This window comes from Plantactinospora sonchi, assembly GCF_036422035.1.
In the GTDB taxonomy this organism is placed as follows: Bacteria; Actinomycetota; Actinomycetes; order Mycobacteriales; family Micromonosporaceae; genus Plantactinospora; species Plantactinospora sonchi.
The window spans coordinates 102,931-124,991 of sequence record NZ_JAZGQK010000007.1; the positions used below are offsets into that span (position 1 = coordinate 102,931).

The following is a 22,061-nucleotide window of genomic DNA, read 5'->3' on the forward strand; positions in this document are numbered from 1 at the left end:
CGGCCCCGTCCGTCCGGCTCGACCGTCGGGGGGTTCAACCAGGTCAGCCCTGGCGGGACTTCCAGCGCGGGTTGGTGCGGTTCACGACCACCACCCGGCCGTGCCGGCGTACCACCACCGAGCCCGGCTTCTGCTTCAACGCCCGCAGTGAACTACGAACCCTCATGGTCATCCTCCTCGGCTGGGTCCGGACAGTCATCCGTACGTCGACCACAACGCCACCGGGCCGGTCGGGATTCCGGCGGCCGGTGGAGGAACGTGGTGGTATGCGAGGTTCGCCCCGGTTCAGTCGGTCATCCGGGAGTACGCCGTCACCTGGTCGATCCGCAACCGCACCAGCAGTTCACCGGGTACGGCGTTGCGGACACCGAACTCCTCGGCCTGCTCCTCGCCGAGGTAGCGGGCGGCGAGGCGGGTGGCCCAATACCGCATCTCGTCCAGGTTCTCGCTGATCGTCGCCCGGCCGCGCAGCGTGACGAAGGCGAACGGCGGGTTCTCGTCGTCGACGCAGAGCGCGGCCCGCCCGTCCCGGGCCAGTGAACGGCCCTTGACCGAGGTCTTCCCGGTGTTGAAGACGACGTCGTCACCGTCGAGGAGGAACCAGATCGGCACGATGTGCGGCGAGCCGTCGGCCCGTACGGTGGCGATCTTGCCCGTCCGGGTCCCCGCCGAGACGAAGCTCCGCCACTGCTCATCGGTCATCTGATGCGCCATGTACCCATCATGCCCTTTGTCCCGTACTGGGTGGATCGTCCTTGGCGGAAACCGCTCAGAAGTACGTCCGCAGGACGTCGACCACCGTGTCGGTGTCGTCCAGGACCGGGACGTACCGCCACTTGTCGAAGGCGGTGCACGGGTGGGAGATGCCGAAGCAGACCAGGTCACCCGGCCGGAGGTCGGCCCCGGGCGGGACGGTGAGGAAGGCATGGTGGTCGTTGAGCCGGGTGACGGCCATTCCGGTGGCCTCCTCGACCGCGCCGGCACCACGCCGGATCCGCAGCGGGACCGGCAGGCCCTCGTCGTACGGCGCGTCGCGTTTGCCCATGCCGACGATCGCCAGCCCGGGTTCGGGGGTGGAGGTGACCTGGGCCCAGAGTTCCAGCGCCGCGTCCAGCGAACCGTCCTCCGGACTACGCAGGAACGGGGTGTGCTCGGCGTAGAAGCCGTGGTCGTGGCTGACGTACGCACCGCTGCGCAGCACCACCCGGAGTCGGCGGCCGGGCAGCCAGGCGCCGCCGAGCCGGTCGGCCACCACGTCGAACCAGGCGCTGCCCCCGGCGCTGACGATCACCTCGTCCGGCAGCAGGCCCCGGGTGGCCAGCTCGACCGTCGCCTCCCGGGTCCGGTCCAGGTACGCCCCGACCTCCGCGACGTCCCGCAGCCCGCCCTCGTACGCGGTGACGCCGTCGAGGCGTACCCGGGCGGTGTCGGCGACCGCCTCGGCGACCTCGACCAGCTGCCGGACGGTACGACAACCGGTCCGGCCGCCGGCGTGGCCGAGTTCGGCGAGGACCCGTACCGGTGGGCCGTCCGGCTGGTCGGCGAGGGCGGCGCCGATCGCCTCGACCCCGGCGACCGAGTCCACGAACAGGTACGCCTCGAAGCCCTGGTCGAGTTCGCCGGCCAGCCAGCGCAGCGGCACCGGGTCGAGCAGTTGGTTGGCGAGCAGCACCCGGGGCACCCCGAGGGCCCGACAGGTGAGCAGCTGGTTGGCGGTGGCCACGGTGATCGCCCAGGCCCCGGCGGCGAGCTGGGCCTCGAACAGCGACGGCGCCATGGTGGTCTTGCCGTGCGGGGCGAACGAGAAGCCGTGCCGGGCGCAGAATCCGGCCATCGTGGCGATGTTGCGGTGCAGGGCGTCGCGGCGGGCGACCAGCGCCGGCCAGCTGACGGCGCCGTCGAACAGCCGGTGGCCGGCGGCGGCGAACTCGCTGGCCCGGACCGGGGGACCGGGCTGCCAGAGCCCCTTGGCCCGCCAGTCGAGGGGTGGCTCGTCGAGGTCGTCGCGCAGCACCGGCCCGCCCTCCCGGTTCGCCGATCAGGTTCGGATGTGGCTCGTTGTCGGCTGCTCAGCCTGCCGGGTCGCTCGCGCCACGTCAACCTCTCCACGAGTGGCGGCTTGCGGCTCTTGACGAGGAGGAGTGGGAGGGGGCACCCTATCCCGGCCGTACTTAACGGACCATTTTCGAACCTGCAATGCTGTGTGACGCCCTGCGACGTCGACAGCGCACTGGAGTGCCGATGGTGATCGGTCTGGTCATCCACACCAGCCACCGGGCCGTCTTCGAGGACGCGGCCCGGACCCTGGCCGGCGTGACCCTGGAGTGGGTGGTCTACGAACACGAGGACCAGGTCCGGGACCTGGTCGCCGACCGGCTGGCCCGGCAGCACGTCGACGGCCTGCTGCTCGGCCCGGTCCCGTACGCGAAGTGCCGGGACCTGCTGCCGCCGGACCTGCCGGTGGCGATTCTCCGCTCGGCCGGGCTGGACCTGTCCCTGGCGTTGTTCAAGGCGCTGTCCCGCGACTGGCGGCCGACCCCGGTCAGCATCGACACCTACGACGCGCGGACCGTCGACGAGGTGATCCGGGCGCTGGAGCTGGACCCGGCCGGGATCAGCCTGCTGCCGTACGACCCGGAGCAGAGCGTCGCCGAGATCGTCGCGTTCCACCGGGCCGCGCTGGCCCGTACCGGCGCCGACTATGTGATCAGCCTGCGTACCGCGGTCGCGGAACAGCTGCGCGACGGCACTCCGGTGCTCGGCGGGCTGCCCGGTCCGGCGACCCTCCGGGCCCAGCTGCACGAGCTGGCGTTGCAGGTGCAGTCGAAACGGGCCAGCGCACTGCGCTTCGCCGCCGGCGTCTTCCTGGTCAGCCGCGCGGGCCCGCAACTCGACCTCGACCGGGCCCGGGTGGGCCTGATGAACCTGCTGATCAACACCCCGGAGTTCGGCGACGCCTGGATCGAGAACCGGGGCCGGCGCGGTGTGGTGGTCTTCGCCCACCAGGCCCTCTTCGAACAGGCGACCAACAGCTGGGTGGCGCTGCCCGCCCTGGGACAGGCGCAGGAGACGCTCGGGATCCGGGTCGCCGCCGGTTTCGGGGTGGGCGCCTCCGCCCGCAGCTGCCTGCAACTGGCCGAGCGGGCGGCCGCCCGGGCCGAGCAGGAGGACGCGCCCAGCGCGTACCTGGTCGAGGACAGTGGCGTGATCATCGGGCCGATGAGCCCGGCCGGTTCGGCGGTCGCCTTCACCTACCGGGGGCACGGCGCCGAGCTGGAGCGGCTCGCCGCCGAGGTGGGGCTCAGCGCGGCGACCCTGTCCCGGCTGGCGGCCGTCGAACGGGCGCTGGAGGGACGGGCCATCTCACCCGGCGACCTCGCCCGACAGCTCGGCATCACCGACCCGAGCGGGCGACGACTGATCCGCAAGTTGAGCGAGTCCGGACTGGTCGAGGTGGAGGGCAGTACGCAGATGCACCGCAAGGGCCGGCCCGCCCGGCTGTACCGACTGCGCATCGGCGCGCCGGGCGAGGCCCGGTGACCGGCCCGACCACCGACCCGGACGGCGGGCGCGGTGGAGGAGCCGACCCGGACGGCGTACGCGGGATGGCCGGGTCGTCGCCGGGGCCGACCGGCGGAACGCAGACGAGCGGCTGGGACCTGCTGCTCACCGGCGGCGAACTGCTCGACCCGGCCGACCGGCGCGGCGGGCCGCACGACATCGCGGTCCGGGCCGGCCGGATCGCCGCGGTGGCGCCGCGGCTGCCCCGGGCGGCGGCGACCGAGGTGGTCGACCTGACCGGCCGGTTGGTCACGCCCGGCCTGGTGGACCTGCACACCCACGTCCACCCCGGAGCGACGTACTGGGGGATCGACCCGGGACCCGTGGCCTGGCGGTCCGGGGTGACCACCTGGGTGGACGCCGGGTCGGCCGGGGCGTACTCCTTCCCGGCCTTCGCGGCCACCAGCGCCGGCTACCCGGTACGCGTCCCCGCCCTGCTGAACATCTCGGCGGTGGGGTTGGTCGCCCCGGTCGGCGAATCGCGCGACCTGGCCAACTGTGACGTCGACCTGGCGGTGGCGACGGTACGGGCACACCGGGACACCGTCGTCGGCATCAAGGTCCGGATGGACCGGCACAACGTCGGGGCGCACGGACTGGCCCCGCTGCGCCGGGCGGTCGAGGCGGCCCAGGCCACCGGCCTGCCGGTGATGGTCCACATCGGAGCCGGCCCGCCCTCGATCGGCCAGATGCTGTCCCTGCTGCGACCCGGCGACATCATCACGCACTGCGCCAGCGGCATCGCCGCCGGACCGGCCGGCTTCGACCCGGCCGCCAAGGACGCCTACCAGGCGGGGATCCGGTTCGACCTCGGGCACGGCTCCGGCGGGTTCGCCTTCGACGTGCTGGAGGCGCAGTTGGCCGCCGGCATGCCGCCGCACGCGGTCTCCACCGACCTGCACAGCCGTTCGCTGCACGGTCCGGTCTTCGACCTGCCGACCACGATGGCCAAGCTGCTGGCCGTCGGGATGAGCCTGGAGCAGGTGGTCGCGGCGGCGACCACCGGGCCGGCCCGGATGGTCGGCCTGGCCGACGGGATCGGCACACTCGCCATCGGCGCGCCGGCCGACCTCGCCGTCTTCACCGTCGAGCACGGCCGGTTCGAGTTGGCCGACGTGCACGGGCAACGTCGTACGTCGCCGATCCGGCTGGTCAACGAGGTGACGTACCGGGCCGGTCGCCCGCTGACGCCCCGGCTGTCGGCGCCCGTACCGCCGTGGATCCCGCTGACCGACGCCCAGCGGGTCGCGCTCACCGAGCGGGACCGGGCGGTACGTCGACTGCTGACCACACCCCTGGTGGGCCCGGACGGGCTCGCCGAACAGTTTCCCCGACACGGAGGTTGACCCATGCCCAAGAGGATCGTCGTCGCCGAGAAGGCGGCGCCGCCCGGTGGCCCCTACTCGCACGCGGTGGTCGCCGGCGACTTCGCGTACCTGGCCGGCGCCTGCCCGGTGCTGCCCGACGGCACCTGGGTGAGGGGCGACTTCGCCGCGCAGGCCCGGGCCGCGTTCGACAACCTGGCCCGGGTGGCCGAGGCGGCCGGCGGTGACCTCGGCAGCGCCGTACGGGTCGGCGTCTACCTGCGGGACTTCGCCGACTTCCCGGCGATGAACGAGATCTACCAGGAGTATTTCGGCACCGAGAACCTGCCGGCCCGAACCACCCTGCCGGTCGCCCTGAACGGCTTCGACATCGAGGTCGACGCGGTTCTCTACCTGGGCGACCAGGCGGTGTCTGGTGGATCTGAACGAGACGGGTCGGAGTCCGGACCCACCGCGGCCGACCAGTAGATCCGCGAGACGCCCCAGCCGAGCGTCACCTGGCGGAGCGACCACCACCCCCGTTCGCCACCCGGGCCGGCGGTGGTCGCTCCGGCGTGCCGGAAATCGGCTCTGAGCTGGGAAATTGTGACTTGACGGCGGCGGGCGCGGCGGCCCAGCCTGTAGGACATCCATATCGACCTAATTACGAACCTGGCTCGTTATTAGAGGGAGACAACCTGTGCGGAAACTCCTCGCCCTGACCGCGCTCTGCGCCGTCACCCTGGGCGCCGCGGCCTGCGCACCCTCCACCGACCAACCGACCACGAACACCGACTCCAAGACCGGCACCCTGCGGGTCTGGCTGTTCGACGAGGCCAACCGGGCAGCCAAGGAGGCGGTGGTCAACGAGGCGGTCGCCGAGTTCAAGACCCGCTACCGGGACGTCACCGTCGACGTCAACTACCTCGCCACCGACACCCGGGCGGAGAGGTACCGGGGCGCGCTCAACGACCCGGCGAGCGCGCCGGACGTGACCGAGATCGGTAACACCGACCTGGCGAGTTTCGTCGCCTCGAACGGGATGGCCGACGTCACCGAGGACAACCGGAAGTGGGCCGAGGCCGCCGACCTGCCGGCCGATCTGGTCAGCACGGTGACCGTGGGCGACAAGGCGTACGGCCTACCGTGGTGGATCGGGGTGCGGGCCCTCTACTACCGCACCGACGTCTTCACCGCCCTCGACCTGAAGCCGCCGACGTCGTACGCCGAACTGGTCACCGCCGCGAAGAAGATCCGGGCGGAGAACCCGGAGATGCTCGGCATCGCGGTCGGCGGGCTCTACACCTTCGGTGCGCTGCCGTTCGTCTGGGACGCCGGCGGTGACATCGCCACGGGTTCCGCCGGCAGCTACACGGCGGCCATCGACTCGCCGGCAGCCAAGGCCGGCGTCAAGGCGTACACGGACCTGTTCGGCGCCGACATCTGCCCGGCACAGCAATGTGTCGACCTGACCGGCGGCGGCACCGTCGAGGCGTTCGCGGCCGGCCGGGCCGGGATGGGCATCCTCGGCAACTTCAACCGTTCGGCGGTGGACGCCGGCGCGGTCAAGGGCAAGTACGCCGTCGTCCCGCTGCCCGGGGCGAAGCCCGGCTCGATCGCGCCCGCGTTCGCCGGCGGCAGCAGCCTCGGCGTGTTCCGCTCCACCGGCCACCGCACCCTGGCGGTCGAGTTCATGCAACTGCTGGCAAGCCGGAAGTACACGTTGAAGCTGTACGACGCGATGGGCTTCGTGCCGGCGATGCGGTCGGCCCGGGCCGAGGTGATCGGCAAGGAGCCCTTCCTCAAGCCGTTCATCGAGACGATGGACGCCGGGACGCGGTTCGTACCGGTCGACAAGGCGTGGACCACGATCGACGCCGAGCGGATCCTGCCGAACATGCTGCAGAAGATCATTACCGGCAGGGCGACCGTCGACGCGGCGACGGCCGAGGCGAAGACCCAGATCACCACGGCGTTCGGGAAGTAGCCACCGGTGTCCGCATCGACCCGCCGGCAGCGGCTGACGCCCCTGTGGCTGCTGCTGCCGGCGCTCGCCGTGCTGGTGCCGATGTTCGCGTACCCGCTCTACCAGCTCGGGCTGCTCTCCCTCTTCGACTACGGGCAGCCGCAGGTCAGCGGCGGTGTACCGGCCCGGTTCCTGGGAGCCGGCAACTACCGGGCGCTGTTCGACGACCCGACGTTCTGGACCGTGCTCGGGCAGACGGTGCTGTTCGCCGCCGGCTGCGTGGTGGTGACGCTCGCGGTCGGCGCGGCGCTGGCGGTGCTGCTGACCCGGGTCGGCCGGGTGGCCCGGACGGTCCTGTCGTTCGCGGCGCTGACCGCCTGGGCCGCACCGGCGATGACCGGCTCGGTGGTCTGGATGTTCCTGTTCGACAGCAACCTCGGCCTGGTCAACGAGGTGTTCGGGCTGGGCGCCTACAACTGGCTGTACGACCGTACGGTGGCATTCCTGCTGGTCGGCGCGGTGGTGGTCTGGCACTCGTTCCCGTTCGTGATGATCACTCTGTACGCCGGCATCGAGGCGATCCCGAGTTCGGTACGCGAGGCCGCCGCACTGGACGGGGCGAACGGGTTCACCACGTTCCGGCGGATCATCGTCCCGATGCTCCGACCCCTCGTCACCATCGTGGTGATTCAGTCGATCATCTGGGACTTCAAGGTCTTCACCCAGATCTACGTGATGACCCGGGGCGGCGGCATCGCCGGCCAGAACCTTGTGCTCAACGTGTACGCGTACCAGAAGGCCTTCGCCTCCGCCCAGTACGGCCTCGGCTCGGCGATCGGAGTCGTGATGACGGTGATCCTGCTCGTGGTCACCCTGCTCTACCTGCGAGCCCTCCGCCGGTCCGGGGAGTCGCTGTGAGTGCGAGGAGTGAGCGGGGTGTGCGAGCCCCGCAGTCACGAACGGACGGCGGTTCTGTGAGTGCGAGGAGTGAGCGGGGTGTGCGAGCCCCGCAGTCACGAACGGACGGCGGTTCTGTGAGTGCGAGGCGTGAGCGGGGTGTGCGAGCCCCGCAGTCACGAACGGACGGTACCCCCGTGCCGCGCCGGGGCCGGCGGGGCACGACGCGGGCGTGGCGTCGCGCCGCCGACACGGTCGCGATCGGCGTCGCGGCGGTGACGGTCTTCCCGATCTACTGGATGGTGCTCTCCGCACTGAAGCCGACCGGCGAGATTCTCGCCGCCGATCCCCGGCCGTGGACCCTGCACCCGACCCTGGACCACTTCCGCTCGGCGCTCGGGGTCAGCGGATTCGGCCGGTACTTCCTGAACAGCCTGGTCGTGGCCCTGTCGGTGGTGGCGTTGAGCGCGCTGGTCGCGTTCCTGGCGGCGGTGGCGCTGACCCGCTACCGGTTCCGTACCCGGACCACCGTCCTGGTGCTCTTCCTGATCGCCCAGATGGTGCCGGTGGAGGCGCTGAGCATTCCGCTCTTCTTCCAGATCCGCGATCTCGGCCGGACCGTACCGGGCGTGGGGCTGAACACCCTCGGCTCGCTGGTCCTGGTGCAGTTGGCGTTCAGCCTGCCGTTCGCGATCTGGATGCTGCGCGGTTTTGTCGCGGCGGTACCACCGGAGGTGGAGGAGGCGGCGACCATCGACGGCGCCGACCGGTTCACCATCCTCTGGCGGATCCTCTTTCCACTGGTGGCGCCGGGGCTCGCCGCGACCAGCGTGTTCTCCTTCATCACCGCCTGGAACGACTTCCTGTTCGCCAGGACGTTCATCATCAGTGCGACCGAGAACCAGACGCTGCCGGCTGCGCTGCTGGTCTTCTTCAAGCCCGACGAGAACGACTGGGGCGGCATCATGGCCGCCTCCACCCTGATGACCATCCCGGTGCTGGTCTTCTTCGTCTTCGTCCGGCGCCGACTGGTCTCCGGGCTCGGCGGGGCGGTGAAGGACTGATGGGCTCCGGATCCACGGGACCCGAACCGGCGCTGCTGCCCCGGCCGGTCGACATCCGGGCCGGCGCCGGCGGTTGCCCGCTGACCCCGGCCACCACGCTGGCCGCCGAGCCGGCCTGCGCCGGGGTCGCCGGTTGGCTGCGCGAGACCCTGTCCCGGAGCACCGGCCTGCCGTTGCCGGCCACGACCTCCGCCCCGGCCAGCCCGGCCGCCGTCCCGCCGGACGGTGCCGGGCCGGCCACCACCATCACGCTCAGCGTCGACCCGGCACTCGCCGCCGAGGGCTACCACCTGCGGGTACGCCCCGACGGGGTCACCGTCACCGGTGGTACGCCGGCCGGCGTCTTCTACGGCGCGCAGACCCTGCTCCAGCTGATGCCCCCGGCGGTGTACCGGCGGGCGCCGGTGGGTGCCGGTCCGTGGACCGTACCGGCGGTGGAGATCACCGACCAGCCGCGCTTCGGCTGGCGTGGCTTCATGCTGGACGTCGCCCGACACTTCATGCCGGTCGCCGGGGTACTGCGGATCATCGACCTGCTCGCCGCGCACAAGCTCAACGTGTTGCACCTGCACCTCACCGACGACCAGGGCTGGCGGGTGCAGATCCGGCGCTATCCCCGGTTGACCGAGGTCGGGGCGTGGCGGACCGAGTCGATGGTCGGCTCGCGTCAGCACGAACGCTTCGACGGGCGGCCGCACGGCGGCTACTACTCGCAGGACGACCTGCGGGAGATCGTCGCGTACGCGGCGCGGCGGTTCGTCACGGTGGTGCCCGAGATCGACCTGCCCGGCCACACCCAGGCAGCCATCGCGGCGTACCCGGAACTCGGCAATCGGCCCGACGAGCCGGTCGCGGTCTCCACCCGGTGGGGGGTCTCCTCCCGGGTCCTCAACGTCTCCGACGAGACGGTCAGCTTCTTCCGGCACGTCCTCGACGAGGTGCTGGAACTCTTCCCGAGCCGGCACATCGGGATCGGGGGGGACGAGTGCCGCAAGGACGAGTGGCGGGCCAGTCCCGCCGCCCGCCGACGGATCCGTGACCTCGGGCTCGCCGACGAGGACGCGTTGCAGGCCTGGTTCATCCGGCAGTTCCAGGACCACCTCACCGCCGCCGGCCGGGTGCTGTACGGCTGGGACGAGATCCTGGAGGGCGGCCCGCCGCCCGGTGCCACCGTCGCCGCCTGGCGGGGGCCGGCCCTGGCGGTCGCGGCGGCCCGGGCCGGCCACGACGTCGTGGCCTGCTGGGACAGCGCCGCCTACCTGGACTACCGGCAGTCCGCCCATCCGGACGAGCCGATCCCGGTCGGCACCGTGCTGGATGTGGCGGACGTCCGGGCCTTCGAACCGGTGCCGCCGGAGCTGCCGACCGAACTGCGGCACCACATCCTCGGCGCCCAGTGCAATCTCTGGACCGAGCACGCCGACAGTCCACGGGCCGTCGACTACCTGGCCTTTCCCCGCCTCTCCGGGTTCGCCGAGGCGGTCTGGTCGCCGGCCTCGACCGACCCGTGGCACGACTTCACCCGGCGCCTGTCCGGGCATCTGGACCGGTTGACCGCGATGGGTGTCGAGCACCGGCCGCCCGCCGGGCCGCTGCCCTGGCAGCGACGGCCGGACGCGCGCGGTTGGCCGCGCGAGCGCGCCGACCGGGCGGCCGAACTCGCCGCCCTCACCAGCAACGTGCTGCCGACCGCGTCCGACGGTGCCGGCGGCCGGTGACCTGCGCGGCCGGCACCGGGACGGTGTGGTCCCGGTGCCGGGGCGGCCGGGGTCACATGAAGTTGCGGGTGTGCAGGGCCGACAGGGCCGCCGCCTCGTCGTCCGGGAAGCCGATGTACTCCAGCCGTCGACGTCGCCCGGCGTCCATGGTCTCCTGCAGCCGGAGCACCTCCTGCCAACCCCGGGCGACCGCCGCGGGTTCCCAGGACCCGGCGGCGAGGACGACCAGCGCGTCGAAGACCTGCCGGTTCAGGCCGGCGGTGTCGGCCAGCACCGCGTGGCGTCGCTCGACCGCGGTCCGCAGCCGGTGCAGGAAACCCGGGTCGGCGCGGACCACGTGCGCGGTGTGCGCGACCCCGAACGCGACGTGCCGGGCCTCGTCGCGGGCCGCGAGTCGGGTGACGTCGGCGGTGACCGGATCCGGGGCGTGCCGGTGCAGGAAGTGCAGCAGGTCCAGGAAACTGCCCTCGCCCAGCACGGAGAGCAGGAACGAGGCGAGGGTGAAGTCCGGCTCGGCCAGCAGGGTCTGCAGCGAGGCCCGCCCACCGGCGCCGGAGAGCCCGAGTACGTCGCGCCGCAGCAGGGCCCGACGGGTGAAGATCTCCACGTGCCGGGCCTCGTCCGCGGCCTGTGCCGCCAGCAACTGCATCACCTCGCGGTAGTGCGGGTGCAGTCGGGAGAGCATCCGGGCCGGGATCATCAACGCGGCCTGCTCGTTCTCCACCAGGTACGTCATCACCTGGACGACGGCGTCCTCGACGTCCTCCGGCACCGGGCCGGCCGCCGCCCAGTCGACCGCGGTCGCCGGGTCCCACTGGTTCGCGGTCGCCTGGGCGTACAACCGGGGCGCGATGTCGGCCCAGACCAGTTCGCGGTCGACCCAGTCCACGGCCAGCGGCGGACCACCCGGCTCGACCAGTGCGCCCCGGGCCGCCAGACCCCACTCCCGGCTGGCGTGCGGTACGACGTCCGTCGCGGTCCGGCCGGCCCGCTGCGCCCCCCGCCACCGGTCGAGGTCGGCGGTGCCCCGGACAACGGTCCGGGCGATCACACCCGGCCCGGCCGGTGACGGGGACCCGTCCGCGCCGATGGTCGGTACGGCCCGGCCCGGGTCACCGGCGCGGGACGGGTCGTCGGGTTCGAGCCGGTGCCCCTCGGCCCGGCACCAGGCCGCCAGGTGCAGGCCGAGTGCCGGATGGCGGCCGTGCACGACCAGCCGGTCGCCGGGGGCCAGACCGGCCAGCGCCCGGTCGACCAGCAGGTGACCGCCGGCGTCGAAGCCGAGGCCCTCAAGGTTGACGATCGCCGGCACCGGGTGCTCCGTCCGGTTGGTAGAAGCCGCTGTCGGTGACCGCCCGGTCCAGCGCGGCGTACCGGTCGGTCCGGCCCGGCAGCCACTGCCTCAGGCCCTCCAGGTCCAGCAGCGGGCGGGCGGTGTCGTCCGCGTAGGACATGCCCAGCAGCAGTTCACCGAAGTGTGCGACGAGTGCGGGGTCGGCCCGGGGCCCGACCGTCATGTTGCAGTGGTCGTACGGCTCGGTCTGGGCGAGCACCCGTACCGAACCGGGCGGCAGGACGCCCTCCCGCCCGAACAGCAGCAGGCTCGCGTCCAGCAGGCAGGCCGCGTCGGCCCGCCCGGTGCGTAGCGCGTCCGCGGCGTCCCGCTCGCCGCCGACGTGGTCACCGTGCAGGCCGACGCCGACGTCGAACCGGAGCAGGTCGAGGTCCTTCTCCGGATCGAGGCCGGTGTCGCGGAGCAGCGCCAGTGGCAGCAGCGTCGCCTGGGGTGAGTCGACGGCACCGGTGGCGACGGTCCGGCCGCGCAGTTCGGCGGGGGAGTGCAGATCCGAGTCGGCCCGTACGACGATCACCGAGGTCAGGTCGCGGTCGGTGTCGCGCATGGCGACGGCGCGTACGGTCACGTCCCGGGCCCGGGCCAGCCGTTGGGCGCGGATCCAGGCCAGCGGCGAGTTCCAGGCCAGGTCGATCCGCCCGGCGAGCAGGTCGTCGACCTGCCGCTCGTAGTGGGCGTAGAGGACGTAGTCGAGGTCGAGACCGCGTTCGGCGAACCAGGACCGGAAGCCGGTCCAGATGGTCACCACCTTCGGGTCGTAGGCGACCGCGCCGAGCAGCAGGGTGCGGTTCACCCGTCGGCCCCGTCCAGCAGCGGCAGACCGCAGAGCGCCCGGCCGACGAAGTCCAGCAACGCGGGCGTGGTCGGTGCCATCACCCGGGCGGCCCGGGAGTCCCGGAACCGGCGTTCGATGCCGAGTTCCCGGCGGAACGCGGCGCCGCCGCAGGCCGTCATCGCCAGGTCGGCCACCTCGGCGGCGCTGCCGTCCGCCGCCGCCTTGACCTCCAGTACCAGGAGTTGGGCGTCGTCGTGTCCCTTTTGGAGCGCGGCCAGGGTCCGGTCGAGGAGGGCGGCGGTGCGATCCGTCTCGATCCGCATCCGGGCCAGCTGCGCCCGGGAATCGGGCAACTGCGCCAGCGACCGGTCCAGGTGTCGCAGCCTCGTACGGGTCAGGTGCTCCGCCGTCTCGCCGGTCACCGCCCGCATGAGGCCGATGCTGGCGGCGGCGTTGAGCAGGAGGAACCACGGCAGTACGGCGGAGAGCGCCAGGTCGAGGCCGGCACCGTCCACGCCGAGCAGTGCCGTACGGGGCACCTCGACGTCGGTGCCGGTGACCGGTCGGGAGTCGTTGCCGCGCAGTCCCAGACCGTCGAACTCGGGACCGATCGACAGCCCCGGGGTGCCGGTCCGGACCAGCCACAGCGTCATCGGCCCGGGCGCGGCGAGGGGCCGGCTCGACCAGATGTAGCTGTCGGCGTGGCTGGCCGAGGTGACCCAGCTCTTGCGGGAGTTGAGACGGATCTCGGTGCCGTCTCCGGTCGCCGTGCCCAGCGGTGCCCAGAAGTGGCTCCGGGAGCCGGTCTCGGAGAAGGCGAGGGTGCTCAGGTGCCGTCCGGTGGCGATCTCCCGCAACACGTCCTCGCGGTCGGCGGCGACCAGTGCCGCGACCGCGCTGTAGTGCATCATCACCACCATCGCGGTGGAGCCGCAGGCCGTGGAGAGCTGCTGCACGACGTCGGTGGCGGCCGGTAGGCCCGCGCCGCCTCCGCCGTACCCGGAGGGCACGGTGAGGGCGAGCAGACCCGCGCCGGCCAGGGCGTTCACCGCCTCGCGGGGAAAGGTGGCGGACCGATCGACGGATTCGGCCGCGGGTAGGACGACTTCCTTGACGACACGCTCCAACGGATCCTGGTAGGTCATACGTCCTCCCGGGGAGTCGACGACGTTCATCGTAAGTGAATATGTACGGTGCGTCACGATGGTGTTTTGCCTGTGGTTCCTGGCGATCCGACCGTCCGCGACCCGGCCCGCCGTCGTGCAACCTCGACCGGCGGTGTCTCCGTCCCCTGCCTGGAGCCGACGAGGGGAGACGGGTGAAAGCCGACGAGGAGGCGGAGTGTCGTGAGTACGTGTCGATGCGGCTGGAGCATCTCCGCAGGGTCGCGTACCTGCTCTGTCACGACTGGCACGCCGCCGACGACCTCGTCTCCACGGTGCTGCTGAAACTCTTCGTCTCGTGGCGTCGGATCCGTCGGGTGGAGAACCTCGACGCGTACGTGCGCGGCATGCTCACCAACGCCTGGTTGGACGAGCGGCGACGTCCGTGGCGACGGGAGCGGGTGGCGGAGGTCGTGCCGGACCTTCGCCCGGTGGCCGGGCCGGAGCCGAGCGACCGCGAGCGGATCGGGGCGTTGCTGCGCGCGCTGGGTCCGCGTCAGCGTGCCGTGGTGGTGCTCCGGTTCTACTGCGACATGTCGGTGGAGCAGACCGCCGCGTTCCTCGGCGTCTCCGCCGGCACGGTGAAGAGCCAGAGCGCGCGTGGTCTGGAGATCCTGCGGCAGGTGGCGACGAATGGGGGACGGCGATGAGGGAGACGTTGGACGAGTTCATCGGGCCGAGCCCGGAGAGCGGCATCAACATCGACGAACTGGCCCGGCGGGGGCGGCGGGTACGGCGTCGGCGGCGCGCGGGGGCGGTCTGCACGGCCGGGCTGGCGGTGGCGGGCCTGGCGATGCTGGCCGGGGTGGTCGGGCCCGGCCAGCGGACGGCACCGGGCCCACCGGCGGCGGACCGGGTGCCGACGGTGGCCTCACCCGAACCGACTCCGGTACCCGCCGAGCCGGACCGGTTGGAAGCCGTGTTGAAGGCGGCGATCGCCCGGGAGGCGCCGCAGGTGACCGGTCTGGACAGCCTGATCCGGCAGGTCCCGCAGTGCGTCGAGGAGCGTGGCCGCAGGTATTCCCGGGACGTACCCGCTGGTCCGGGCGTGGAGGCGAGACCGTGTCCGGTACCGTCCGACTCGCCGCCGCTGGACCTGAGCGAAGACTATCGGTGGCGGGGCGTGTTGACCTCACCGACCGGGACCTACCACGTCCGGATCAGCATCTATCCGACCGTCCACTACGATCCGGCCGCGCCGCCGGTGGACGAGATCGAGACTGCGGAGCGGAGGTACGCCGCCGAACAGGGCGAGGTGCCGCTGCGCGGACCGAACGGCGAGAACATCCTGGCGGAGAACTCCCTGCTCAACATGTCCAAGCCGGACGGCACCGGGATCATGATCCGGTCGTGGGACACCGTGGAGACCCGCGGTGCCGGGACCCGGAGTCCGTTCACCGCCGCCCAGTTGACCGCGATCGGTCTCGATCCGGGCCTGCGGCTGTGAGACCCGACGGCGCCGTCTCCCCGGCCGGCCGGGTCACGTCGTCGGTCGGCGTCGTTTCGCCGGCCGGTCGGGTCGCCCGGATCCGGGCGACCCGGCGTTCCCGGGGCGGACCGGTGACCAGGTGCCCGGCGACCGCGAGCAGGCCGACCGCGCCGACCGCCAGCCAGTGCCCGTCGCCCAGGTACTGCAGGCTCGCCCCGCCGACCGTCGGGGCGACGAACGCGGCGGCCGGGAAGGTGAGATAGAAGACCGCCTGGTAGCGGCCGCGCAGCAGGGGCGGGGCCAGTTCGGCGTTGATCTCGGCGTTCGGCGGTGCGGCGAGCATCGAGCCGACGGTCCAGACCAGTGCCGCCAGCAGGTACACGGGGAGCTGGTCGGCCAACGCGAGGCTGGCGTACCCGATCGCCAGCAGAGCGGTCGCGCCGGCCAGTACCCGGTGTTTGCGACGCCCGTCGATAAGCCGGGGTACGAAGAGCTGGCCGGCCACGATGAGTGCCCCGCCGAGGGCCACCACCAACCCGTACGCCGAGGCGCTGAGCCCGTCGGCGCGCATCGACAGCGGCAGCACGGTGGAGGTCTGGGTGGTGAGTACGGCGAGCACGAAGGTCAGCCCGACGAAGGCCAGGAAGACCCGGTCGGTGAGCGGGGTGCGCAACCCGCCCCGGGGACCGGTGGTGGTCCGGTGCCCCGGACTCAGCGTCTCCGGCACCTTCCAGGCGATGATGACGGCGGTGCAGAGCGTGGCGCCCGCGTCGACCAGGAACAGTGCCAGGTAACTCGCCTCGGCGAGCAGCCCGGCGAGCGCGGAGGCACCCGCCGTGCCGAGGTTGAAGGCCCAGAACTGCAGGTTGAACGCGCGGGAGCGGCGGGCCGCCGGCACCACGTCGACGATCGCGGCGACGAACGCCGGGCTGGGCATCGAGTGGGCGACCCCGACCAGCGCGGCGAGCAGGGCGATGGTCGACACGTTGGTGGCGACCGCCATGCCGGCCATCAGCGCCGACGCGCTCAGGTGCGACCAGACCAGGGTCCGGCGCCGGCCCCAGCGGTCGGTGAGTACGCCGCCGAGCAGCACGCCGGCCACCCCGCCGATCCCGTACGCCCCGACCGCGAGGCCGGTGAGTGCCGGGCCGACCTGGCGTACCTCGGTGAGGTAGAGCGGCAGGAAGAGCATGGCGAAGGCGCCGACGCGGTTGATCAGCAGCCCGGACCAGAGGTACCAGAAGGTTGCCGGCAGCCCGCCGGCGGTGTCGTCGAACCATGCCCGGACCGTGCGCACCAGTCCTCCGATAAAGATTGTTTCCAGTTCTTCGGCCGGATAGACGGTAGGGAAGCATCGCCCGTTAGGCCAGGGTTTTCCTCGTCACGTCCGGCTAAACGGGGGCGCGCGCAGGGGTGGCGGGGTCGGCTGTCCCGGGCGGCCGTCGGGATCCCGGGTGAACCGGGACGGGCGGCTGTCGGGTCCGTCCCGGGCGGACGGTTCGATAGGTCTCGCCTATTGATCAATCGGACCTACCGATATGCATATTGTATTCAGCCCGCCGTATCGTGGGACTCGACCGGTCGGAGCGAGCGGAGGGTGGGTCCCCGTGGGAAGTCCTGGCGCCACGACAAGGGCGGATCGGGTGCGGGCGCTGGTCGCCGCGCATCGCGGCGACCGGGGTGCGCTGCTGCCGATCCTGCACCGGATCCAGCACGAGTTCGGCTACGTCGACGCCGACGACGTCCCGGTGCTGGCCAGCGAGCTCAACATCTCCCGGGCCGACGTGCACGGCGTGGTCACCTTCTACACCGACTTCCGCTCCGAGCCGGCCGGGCGGACCGTGGTCAAGCTCTGCCGGGCCGAGGCCTGCCAGTCGGTGGGCGCGGACCAGCTCGTCTCGTACGCCGAGCAGTCGCTGGGCGTCAAACTCGGGCAGACCACACCGGACGGTGCGGTCACCCTGGAGCAGGTGTTCTGCCTCGGCAACTGCGCGCTCGGACCGGCCGGACAGGTCAACGAGCGGGTCCACGGGCGACTCACCCCGGACCGGCTCGCCGCCCTGCTGGCCACCGCCAGGACGAACGGATCCGACCCCGTCGTCCTGACCGAAGGAAAGACGGTGAACTCATGACGACTCCGGTCACGGTGTACGTACCCCGGGACTCCGCCGCGTTGTCGGTCGGCGCCGACCTGGTCGCCGCCGAGCTGGAGCTGGCGGCGGCGCGGGCCGGTCGGTCGGTCCGGGTGGTCCGCAACGGCTCGCGCGGCATGCTCTGGCTGGAACCGCTGGTCGAGGTGGCCACCGAGCGCGGCCGCGTCGGGTACGGCCCGGTGCCGCCCGAGCGGGTCGGCGAGCTGGTCGCGGCCGGGCTGTTCGACGGCGCCGACCACGAACTCTGTCAGGGCGTGGTCGAGGAGCTGCCGTGGCTGCGTGACCAGACCCGGCTCTGCTTCACCCGGGTCGGGGTCACCGACCCGCTCTCCCCGGAGGACTACCTCGCGCACGGTGGGCTCGCCGGCCTGCGCCGCGCCCTCGCCCTGCCGCCGGCCGAGGTGGTCGCCCAGGTCACCGAGTCCGGCCTGCGCGGCCGGGGCGGCGCCGGGTTCCCGGCCGGCATCAAGTGGAAGACGGTCGCCGACACACCCGGCGCGCTGAAGTTCGTCTGCTGCAACGCCGACGAGGGCGACAGCGGGACCTTCGCCGACCGGATGCTGATGGAGGGCGACCCGTTCATCCTGATCGAGGGGATGACGATCGCCGCGTACGCGGTCGGGGCGAGCGAGGGCTACATCTACATCCGCTCCGAGTACCCGGACGCGGTCCGGACCATGCGGCAGGCGATCACGGTCGCCCGGGCCCAGGGCTGGCTGGGCGAGGACGTGCTCGGCTCCGGGCTCGGCTTCGACCTGCACGTCCGGGTCGGTGCCGGCGCCTACATCTGCGGCGAGGAGACCGCGATGCTGGAGAGCCTGGAGGGCAAGCGCGGCATGGTCCGGGCGAAACCGCCGATCCCGGCGATCACCGGCCTGTTCGGCAAGCCGACCGTGGTGAACAACGTGCTGACCCTGGCCTCGGTGCCGGCGATCCTCGCCGACGGCGCGGCGGCGTACCAGGCGCTCGGGGTGGAGCGGTCCCGCGGCACCCAGGTCTTCCAACTGGCCGGCAACATCGCGCGCGGCGGGGTCTTCGAGACCGCGTTCGGGATGACGCTCGGCGATCTGATCCACAACTACGGTGGCGGCACCCGTTCCGGCCGGCCGGTACGGGCCGTGCAGGTCGGTGGACCGCTCGGGGCGTACCTGCCGGCGGACGGCCTGGACGTGCCGATGGAGTACGAGGCGTTCGCCTCGGCTGGCGCGATGCTCGGCCATGGTGGCATCGTGGTCTTCGACGACACCGTCGACATGGCGGCGATGGCCCGGTTCGCGATGGAGTTCTGCGCCGAGGAGTCCTGCGGCAAGTGCACCCCGTGCCGGGTCGGCGCGGTGCGCGGCGTCGAGACGATCGACAAGATAGTCGCTGGTCAGGACCCGGACGACAACCTGGCCCTGCTGGGTGACCTGTGCGAACTGATGACCGAGGGCTCGCTCTGCGCGATGGGCGGTCTCACCCCGATGCCGGTACGCAGCGCGCTGCTGCACTTTCCCGACGACTTCACCGCCCGCGAGAAGAAGCGCTCGGAACAACTCCCTGGCCGATTTGAGGAGGCCACGTCATGAGCCTGCTGAAGGAACCCGATCTCGGCACCCCGGCGAAGGCCGGCCCGGCAACGGTGACGGTCGAGGTGGACGGTCTGCCGGTGTCCGTACCGGAGGGCACCTCCGTGATGCGTGCCGCCGCGATGAGCGGCATCGACATCCCGAAACTCTGCGCCACCGACAGCCTGGAGGCGTTCGGCTCCTGCCGGCTCTGCCTGGTGGAGATCGACGGTCGACGCGGCACCCCGGCCTCCTGCACCACCCCGGTCGCCCCGGGGATGAAGGTCACCACCCAGTCGCCGAAGCTGGAGAAGCTCCGCCAGGGCGTGATGGAGCTCTACATCTCCGACCACCCGCTGGACTGTCTCACCTGCTCCGCGAACGGCGACTGCGAGCTGCAGGACATGTCGGGTGTGGTCGGACTGCGCCAGGTCCGGTACGGCTACGAGGGCGAGAACCACCTCAGCGAGCCGACCGACTCCAGCAACCCGTACTTCAACTTCGAGGCGTCCAAGTGCATCGCCTGCTCCCGGTGTGTCCGGGCCTGCGGTGAGGTGCAGGGCACCTTCGCGTTGACCATCGAGGGACGCGGTTTCGGGTCCAAGGTCTCCGCCGGCGGCACCGACTTCATGTCCTCGGAGTGCGTCTCCTGTGGTGCCTGCGTGCAGGCCTGCCCGACGGCGACGCTGCAGGAGAAGTCGGTGGTCCAGCTCGGCATGCCGACCCGTACGGTGCTCACCACCTGCGCGTACTGCGGGGTGGGCTGCTCGTTCAAGGCCGAGTTGCGCGGCACCGAGTTGGTCCGGATGGTGCCGTACAAGGACGGCGGCGCCAACGAGGGCCACTCCTGCGTCAAGGGCCGGTTCGCCTTCGGCTACGCCACCCACCCGGACCGGGTGCTCACCCCGATGCTGCGGGAGAACATCACCGACGAGTGGCGGCCGGTCGACTGGGACACCGCGATCTCCTACACGGCGACCAAGCTGCGGGAGATCCAGGCCCGGTACGGCGTCGGCGCGATCGGCGGCATCACCTCGTCGCGGACCACGAACGAGGAGGTGTACGTCGTCCAGAAGATGATCCGGGCGGCGTTCGGCAACAACAACGTCGACACCTGCGCCCGGGTCTGCCACTCGCCGACCGGGTACGGCCTGAAGCAGACCTTCGGTACCTCGGCCGGCACCCAGGACTTCCGATCGGTGGCCAAGTCCGACGTGATCATGGTGATCGGCGCGAACCCGACGGACGGACACCCGGTCTTCGCGTCCCGGATGAAGCGCCGGATCCGCGAGGGCGCCAAGCTGATCGTGGTCGACCCGCGCCGGATCGACCTGGTCCGCTCGCCGCACATCGCCGCCACCCACCACCTGCAGCTCGCGCCCGGCACCAACGTCGCGGTGGTCAACGCGATGGCCCACGTGGTGCTCACCGAGGGCTTGGTGGACCAGGACTTCGTCGCGCAGCGGTGCGAGGGCTTCGACGAGTGGGCGGAGTTCATCGCGCGCCCGGAGAACAGCCCGGAGGCGGTCGAGGAGCTGACCGGGGTACCGGCCGAGGAGGTGCGGGCGGCGGCCCGGCTCTTCGCCACCGGTGGCAACGGAGCCATCTACTACGGCCTCGGCGTCACCGAGCACAGCCAGGGCTCGACCATGGTGATGGGCATGGCGAACCTTGCCATGGCCACCGGCAACATCGGCCGCGAGGGTGTCGGGGTCAACCCGCTGCGTGGGCAGAACAACGTGCAGGGCTCCTGCGACATGGGCTCGTTCCCGCACGAGCTGCCCGGGTACCGGCACGTCTCGGACGACGTGGTCCGTGGCGTGTTCGAGGAGATGTGGGGACGGGACCTGGTCTCCGAGCCGGGGCTGCGGATCCCGAACATGTTCGACGCGGCGATCGAGGGCAGCTTCCGGGCCCTGTTCGTACAGGGCGAGGACATCGCCCAGTCCGACCCGAACACCAAGCACGTGACCGCCGCGCTGGCCGCGTTGGAGCTGGTCGTGGTGCAGGACCTGTTCCTCAACGAGACGGCCAAGTTCGCGCACGTGTTCCTGCCCGGCACCTCGTTCCTGGAGAAGGACGGCACCTTCACCAACGCCGAGCGTCGGATCAACCGGGTCCGCCCGGTGATGCCGCCGAAGACCGGCAAGCACGAGTGGCAGATCGTCGCCGAGATCGCCCAGGCGATGGACTACCCGATGCACTACGACCACCCGAGCGAGATCATGGACGAGATCGCCGCTCTCACCCCGACCTTCGCCGGGGTCTCGTTCGACGTGCTCGACAAGCTCGGCAGCGTGCAGTGGCCGTGCAACGCCAACGCGCCGGAGGGGACGCCCATCATGCACATGGACGGTTTCGTCCGGGGCAAGGGCAGGTTCGTGCAGACGCCGTTCGTGCCGACCCGGGAACGCAGCACCCGCAAGTTCCCGCTGATCCTCACCACCGGCCGGATCCTCAGCCAGTACAACGTGGGGGCGCAGACCCGGCGTACCGGGAACGTGGCCTGGCACCCGGAGGACGTACTTGAGATCCACCCGCACGACGCGGAGGTCCGGGGCATCAACGACGGTGACGAGGTCACCCTGGCCAGCCGGGTCGGCGCCACCTCGCTGCGGGCGGTCCTCTCCGACCGGATGCCGGTCGGCGTCGTCTACACCACCTTCCACCACCCGGTGACCGGGGCGAACGTGGTGACCACCGAGAACTCCGACTGGGCGACCAACTGTCCGGAGTACAAGGTGACCGCGGTCCAGGTCGGGCTGAAGAATCCGCCCCGACCGCAGGACGCGGCCCGGGCCGAGGACCTGCTTCCGGTGATGGCGGACTGAGATGCACAGCGACGTCTCTCCCCAGGTACGGATGGCGAACGAGATCGCCGTGCACTTCCACCACCAGGCGCCGGAGGCGGCGGCGTCGGCGATCGCGGAGCACATCCGGGCGTTCTGGGATCCCCGGATGCGGGCCGAGCTGATGCGGCGGGTCGAGGCGGAGCCGGAGACGCTCGACCCGCTCGCCCTGGCCGCCGCCCGGCTGCTGCGAACCTGACCCCTCGGGTCGACCGCCCACATCTGGCAACGGCCCCGTGGCCCTGTACCGGTACCGGACAGGGCCACGACCGTTCCTGCCT

The 22,061-nt window shown here is 71.8% G+C and carries 20 protein-coding genes; 13 read left to right on the forward strand and 7 right to left on the reverse strand.

The features are described 5' to 3' along the window. Nucleotides 1-43 precede the first annotated feature (43 nt). The 3 genes from V1633_RS09780 to V1633_RS09790 all read right to left on the reverse strand — a co-directional run bounded on the left by V1633_RS09780 (nucleotide 44) and on the right by V1633_RS09790 (nucleotide 2,014). The gene (locus tag V1633_RS09780) at nucleotides 44-166 is read right to left on the reverse strand and encodes a 50S ribosomal protein L36 (protein WP_331213903.1); all 123 of its coding nucleotides are present in this window, start codon (nucleotides 164-166) and stop codon (nucleotides 44-46) included. A 119-nt stretch (nucleotides 167-285) separates the two neighbouring features. Continuing rightward, the gene (locus V1633_RS09785; protein WP_331213904.1) at nucleotides 286-714 is read right to left on the reverse strand and encodes a PPOX class F420-dependent oxidoreductase; all 429 of its coding nucleotides are present in this window, start codon (nucleotides 712-714) and stop codon (nucleotides 286-288) included. 55 nt (nucleotides 715-769) lie between these two features. Continuing rightward, nucleotides 770-2,014: an alanine racemase gene (locus tag V1633_RS09790; RefSeq protein ID WP_331213905.1), complete on the reverse strand. Its 1,245-nt coding sequence runs from the start codon at nucleotides 2,012-2,014 to the stop codon at nucleotides 770-772. A 227-nt stretch (nucleotides 2,015-2,241) separates the two neighbouring features. Between V1633_RS09790 and V1633_RS09795 the strand changes: the two genes are divergently transcribed. From V1633_RS09795 to V1633_RS09825, 7 genes are all read left to right on the forward strand, one after another. Then, nucleotides 2,242-3,540 (forward strand): helix-turn-helix domain-containing protein, encoded by a 1,299-nt coding sequence (locus V1633_RS09795; RefSeq protein ID WP_331213906.1) that lies wholly within the window; start codon nucleotides 2,242-2,244, stop codon nucleotides 3,538-3,540. Next, on the forward strand, nucleotides 3,537-4,907 hold the full coding sequence (locus V1633_RS09800) for an amidohydrolase/deacetylase family metallohydrolase (RefSeq protein WP_331213907.1): 1,371 nt from the start codon (nucleotides 3,537-3,539) through the stop codon (nucleotides 4,905-4,907). Before V1633_RS09795 ends, V1633_RS09800 begins: the two co-directional genes overlap by 4 nt. 3 nt (nucleotides 4,908-4,910) lie before the next feature. Then, nucleotides 4,911-5,354: a RidA family protein gene (locus V1633_RS09805; protein WP_331213908.1), complete on the forward strand. Its 444-nt coding sequence runs from the start codon at nucleotides 4,911-4,913 to the stop codon at nucleotides 5,352-5,354. A 211-nt stretch (nucleotides 5,355-5,565) separates the two neighbouring features. Then, nucleotides 5,566-6,852: an extracellular solute-binding protein gene (locus V1633_RS09810; RefSeq protein ID WP_331213909.1), complete on the forward strand. Its 1,287-nt coding sequence runs from the start codon at nucleotides 5,566-5,568 to the stop codon at nucleotides 6,850-6,852. A 6-nt stretch (nucleotides 6,853-6,858) separates the two neighbouring features. After that, on the forward strand, nucleotides 6,859-7,749 hold the full coding sequence (locus V1633_RS09815; RefSeq protein WP_331213910.1) for a carbohydrate ABC transporter permease: 891 nt from the start codon (nucleotides 6,859-6,861) through the stop codon (nucleotides 7,747-7,749). 176 nt (nucleotides 7,750-7,925) lie between these two features. Then, nucleotides 7,926-8,792 (forward strand): carbohydrate ABC transporter permease, encoded by an 867-nt coding sequence (locus tag V1633_RS09820; RefSeq protein WP_331213911.1) that lies wholly within the window; start codon nucleotides 7,926-7,928, stop codon nucleotides 8,790-8,792. Continuing rightward, the gene (locus tag V1633_RS09825; RefSeq protein ID WP_331213912.1) at nucleotides 8,792-10,510 is read left to right on the forward strand and encodes a beta-N-acetylhexosaminidase; all 1,719 of its coding nucleotides are present in this window, start codon (nucleotides 8,792-8,794) and stop codon (nucleotides 10,508-10,510) included. Before V1633_RS09820 ends, V1633_RS09825 begins: the two co-directional genes overlap by 1 nt. 52 nt (nucleotides 10,511-10,562) lie before the next feature. Here V1633_RS09825 and V1633_RS09830 read toward each other — a convergent pair whose 3' ends face one another. Genes V1633_RS09830 through V1633_RS09840 form a run of 3 tightly spaced genes read right to left on the reverse strand, consistent with a single transcriptional unit; the run spans nucleotide 10,563 to nucleotide 13,784 of the window. Then, nucleotides 10,563-11,822: a ferritin-like domain-containing protein gene (locus tag V1633_RS09830; RefSeq protein ID WP_331213913.1), complete on the reverse strand. Its 1,260-nt coding sequence runs from the start codon at nucleotides 11,820-11,822 to the stop codon at nucleotides 10,563-10,565. After that, a complete protein-coding gene (locus tag V1633_RS09835) occupies nucleotides 11,800-12,657 on the reverse strand; it encodes a phosphate/phosphite/phosphonate ABC transporter substrate-binding protein (protein ID WP_331213914.1) in 858 nt (285 codons plus the stop codon). The genes V1633_RS09830 and V1633_RS09835 overlap by 23 nt, the downstream gene beginning before the upstream one ends. Next, the gene (locus tag V1633_RS09840) at nucleotides 12,654-13,784 is read right to left on the reverse strand and encodes an acyl-CoA dehydrogenase family protein (protein ID WP_331213915.1); all 1,131 of its coding nucleotides are present in this window, start codon (nucleotides 13,782-13,784) and stop codon (nucleotides 12,654-12,656) included. The genes V1633_RS09835 and V1633_RS09840 overlap by 4 nt, the downstream gene beginning before the upstream one ends. Nucleotides 13,785-13,957: 173 nt before the next feature. Between V1633_RS09840 and V1633_RS09845 the strand changes: the two genes are divergently transcribed. After that, nucleotides 13,958-14,452, forward strand: a complete 495-nt coding sequence (locus V1633_RS09845; protein WP_331213916.1) for a SigE family RNA polymerase sigma factor — start codon at nucleotides 13,958-13,960, stop codon at nucleotides 14,450-14,452. Continuing rightward, the gene (locus V1633_RS09850) at nucleotides 14,449-15,249 is read left to right on the forward strand and encodes a hypothetical protein (protein ID WP_331213917.1); all 801 of its coding nucleotides are present in this window, start codon (nucleotides 14,449-14,451) and stop codon (nucleotides 15,247-15,249) included. Before V1633_RS09845 ends, V1633_RS09850 begins: the two co-directional genes overlap by 4 nt. On the opposite strand, the gene V1633_RS09855 is transcribed toward V1633_RS09850, so the two are convergent. Beyond that, complete coding sequence (locus V1633_RS09855; RefSeq protein ID WP_331213918.1) at nucleotides 15,197-16,528, reverse strand: MDR family MFS transporter; 1,332 nt, start codon at nucleotides 16,526-16,528, stop codon at nucleotides 15,197-15,199. The genes V1633_RS09850 and V1633_RS09855 overlap by 53 nt on opposite strands. A 241-nt stretch (nucleotides 16,529-16,769) precedes the next feature. Here V1633_RS09855 and V1633_RS09860 point away from each other — a divergent pair, with 241 nt between their 5' ends. Genes V1633_RS09860 through V1633_RS09875 form a run of 4 tightly spaced genes read left to right on the forward strand, consistent with a single transcriptional unit; the run spans nucleotide 16,770 to nucleotide 21,979 of the window. Beyond that, the gene (locus V1633_RS09860; protein WP_331213919.1) at nucleotides 16,770-17,363 is read left to right on the forward strand and encodes a formate dehydrogenase subunit gamma; all 594 of its coding nucleotides are present in this window, start codon (nucleotides 16,770-16,772) and stop codon (nucleotides 17,361-17,363) included. Further along, a complete protein-coding gene (locus V1633_RS09865) occupies nucleotides 17,360-18,952 on the forward strand; it encodes a formate dehydrogenase beta subunit (protein WP_331213920.1) in 1,593 nt (530 codons plus the stop codon). The genes V1633_RS09860 and V1633_RS09865 overlap by 4 nt, the downstream gene beginning before the upstream one ends. Further along, nucleotides 18,949-21,762 carry a formate dehydrogenase subunit alpha gene (gene fdhF / locus V1633_RS09870; RefSeq protein ID WP_331213921.1) on the forward strand — a complete coding sequence of 938 codons (2,814 nt, stop codon included), beginning with the start codon at nucleotides 18,949-18,951 and terminating at the stop codon, nucleotides 21,760-21,762. The genes V1633_RS09865 and fdhF overlap by 4 nt, the downstream gene beginning before the upstream one ends. Nucleotide 21,763: 1 nt before the next feature. Then, entirely contained in the window at nucleotides 21,764-21,979 is a 216-nt protein-coding gene (locus tag V1633_RS09875; RefSeq protein WP_331213922.1) for a formate dehydrogenase subunit delta, read from the forward strand. Nucleotides 21,980-22,061: the final 82 nt, after the last annotated feature.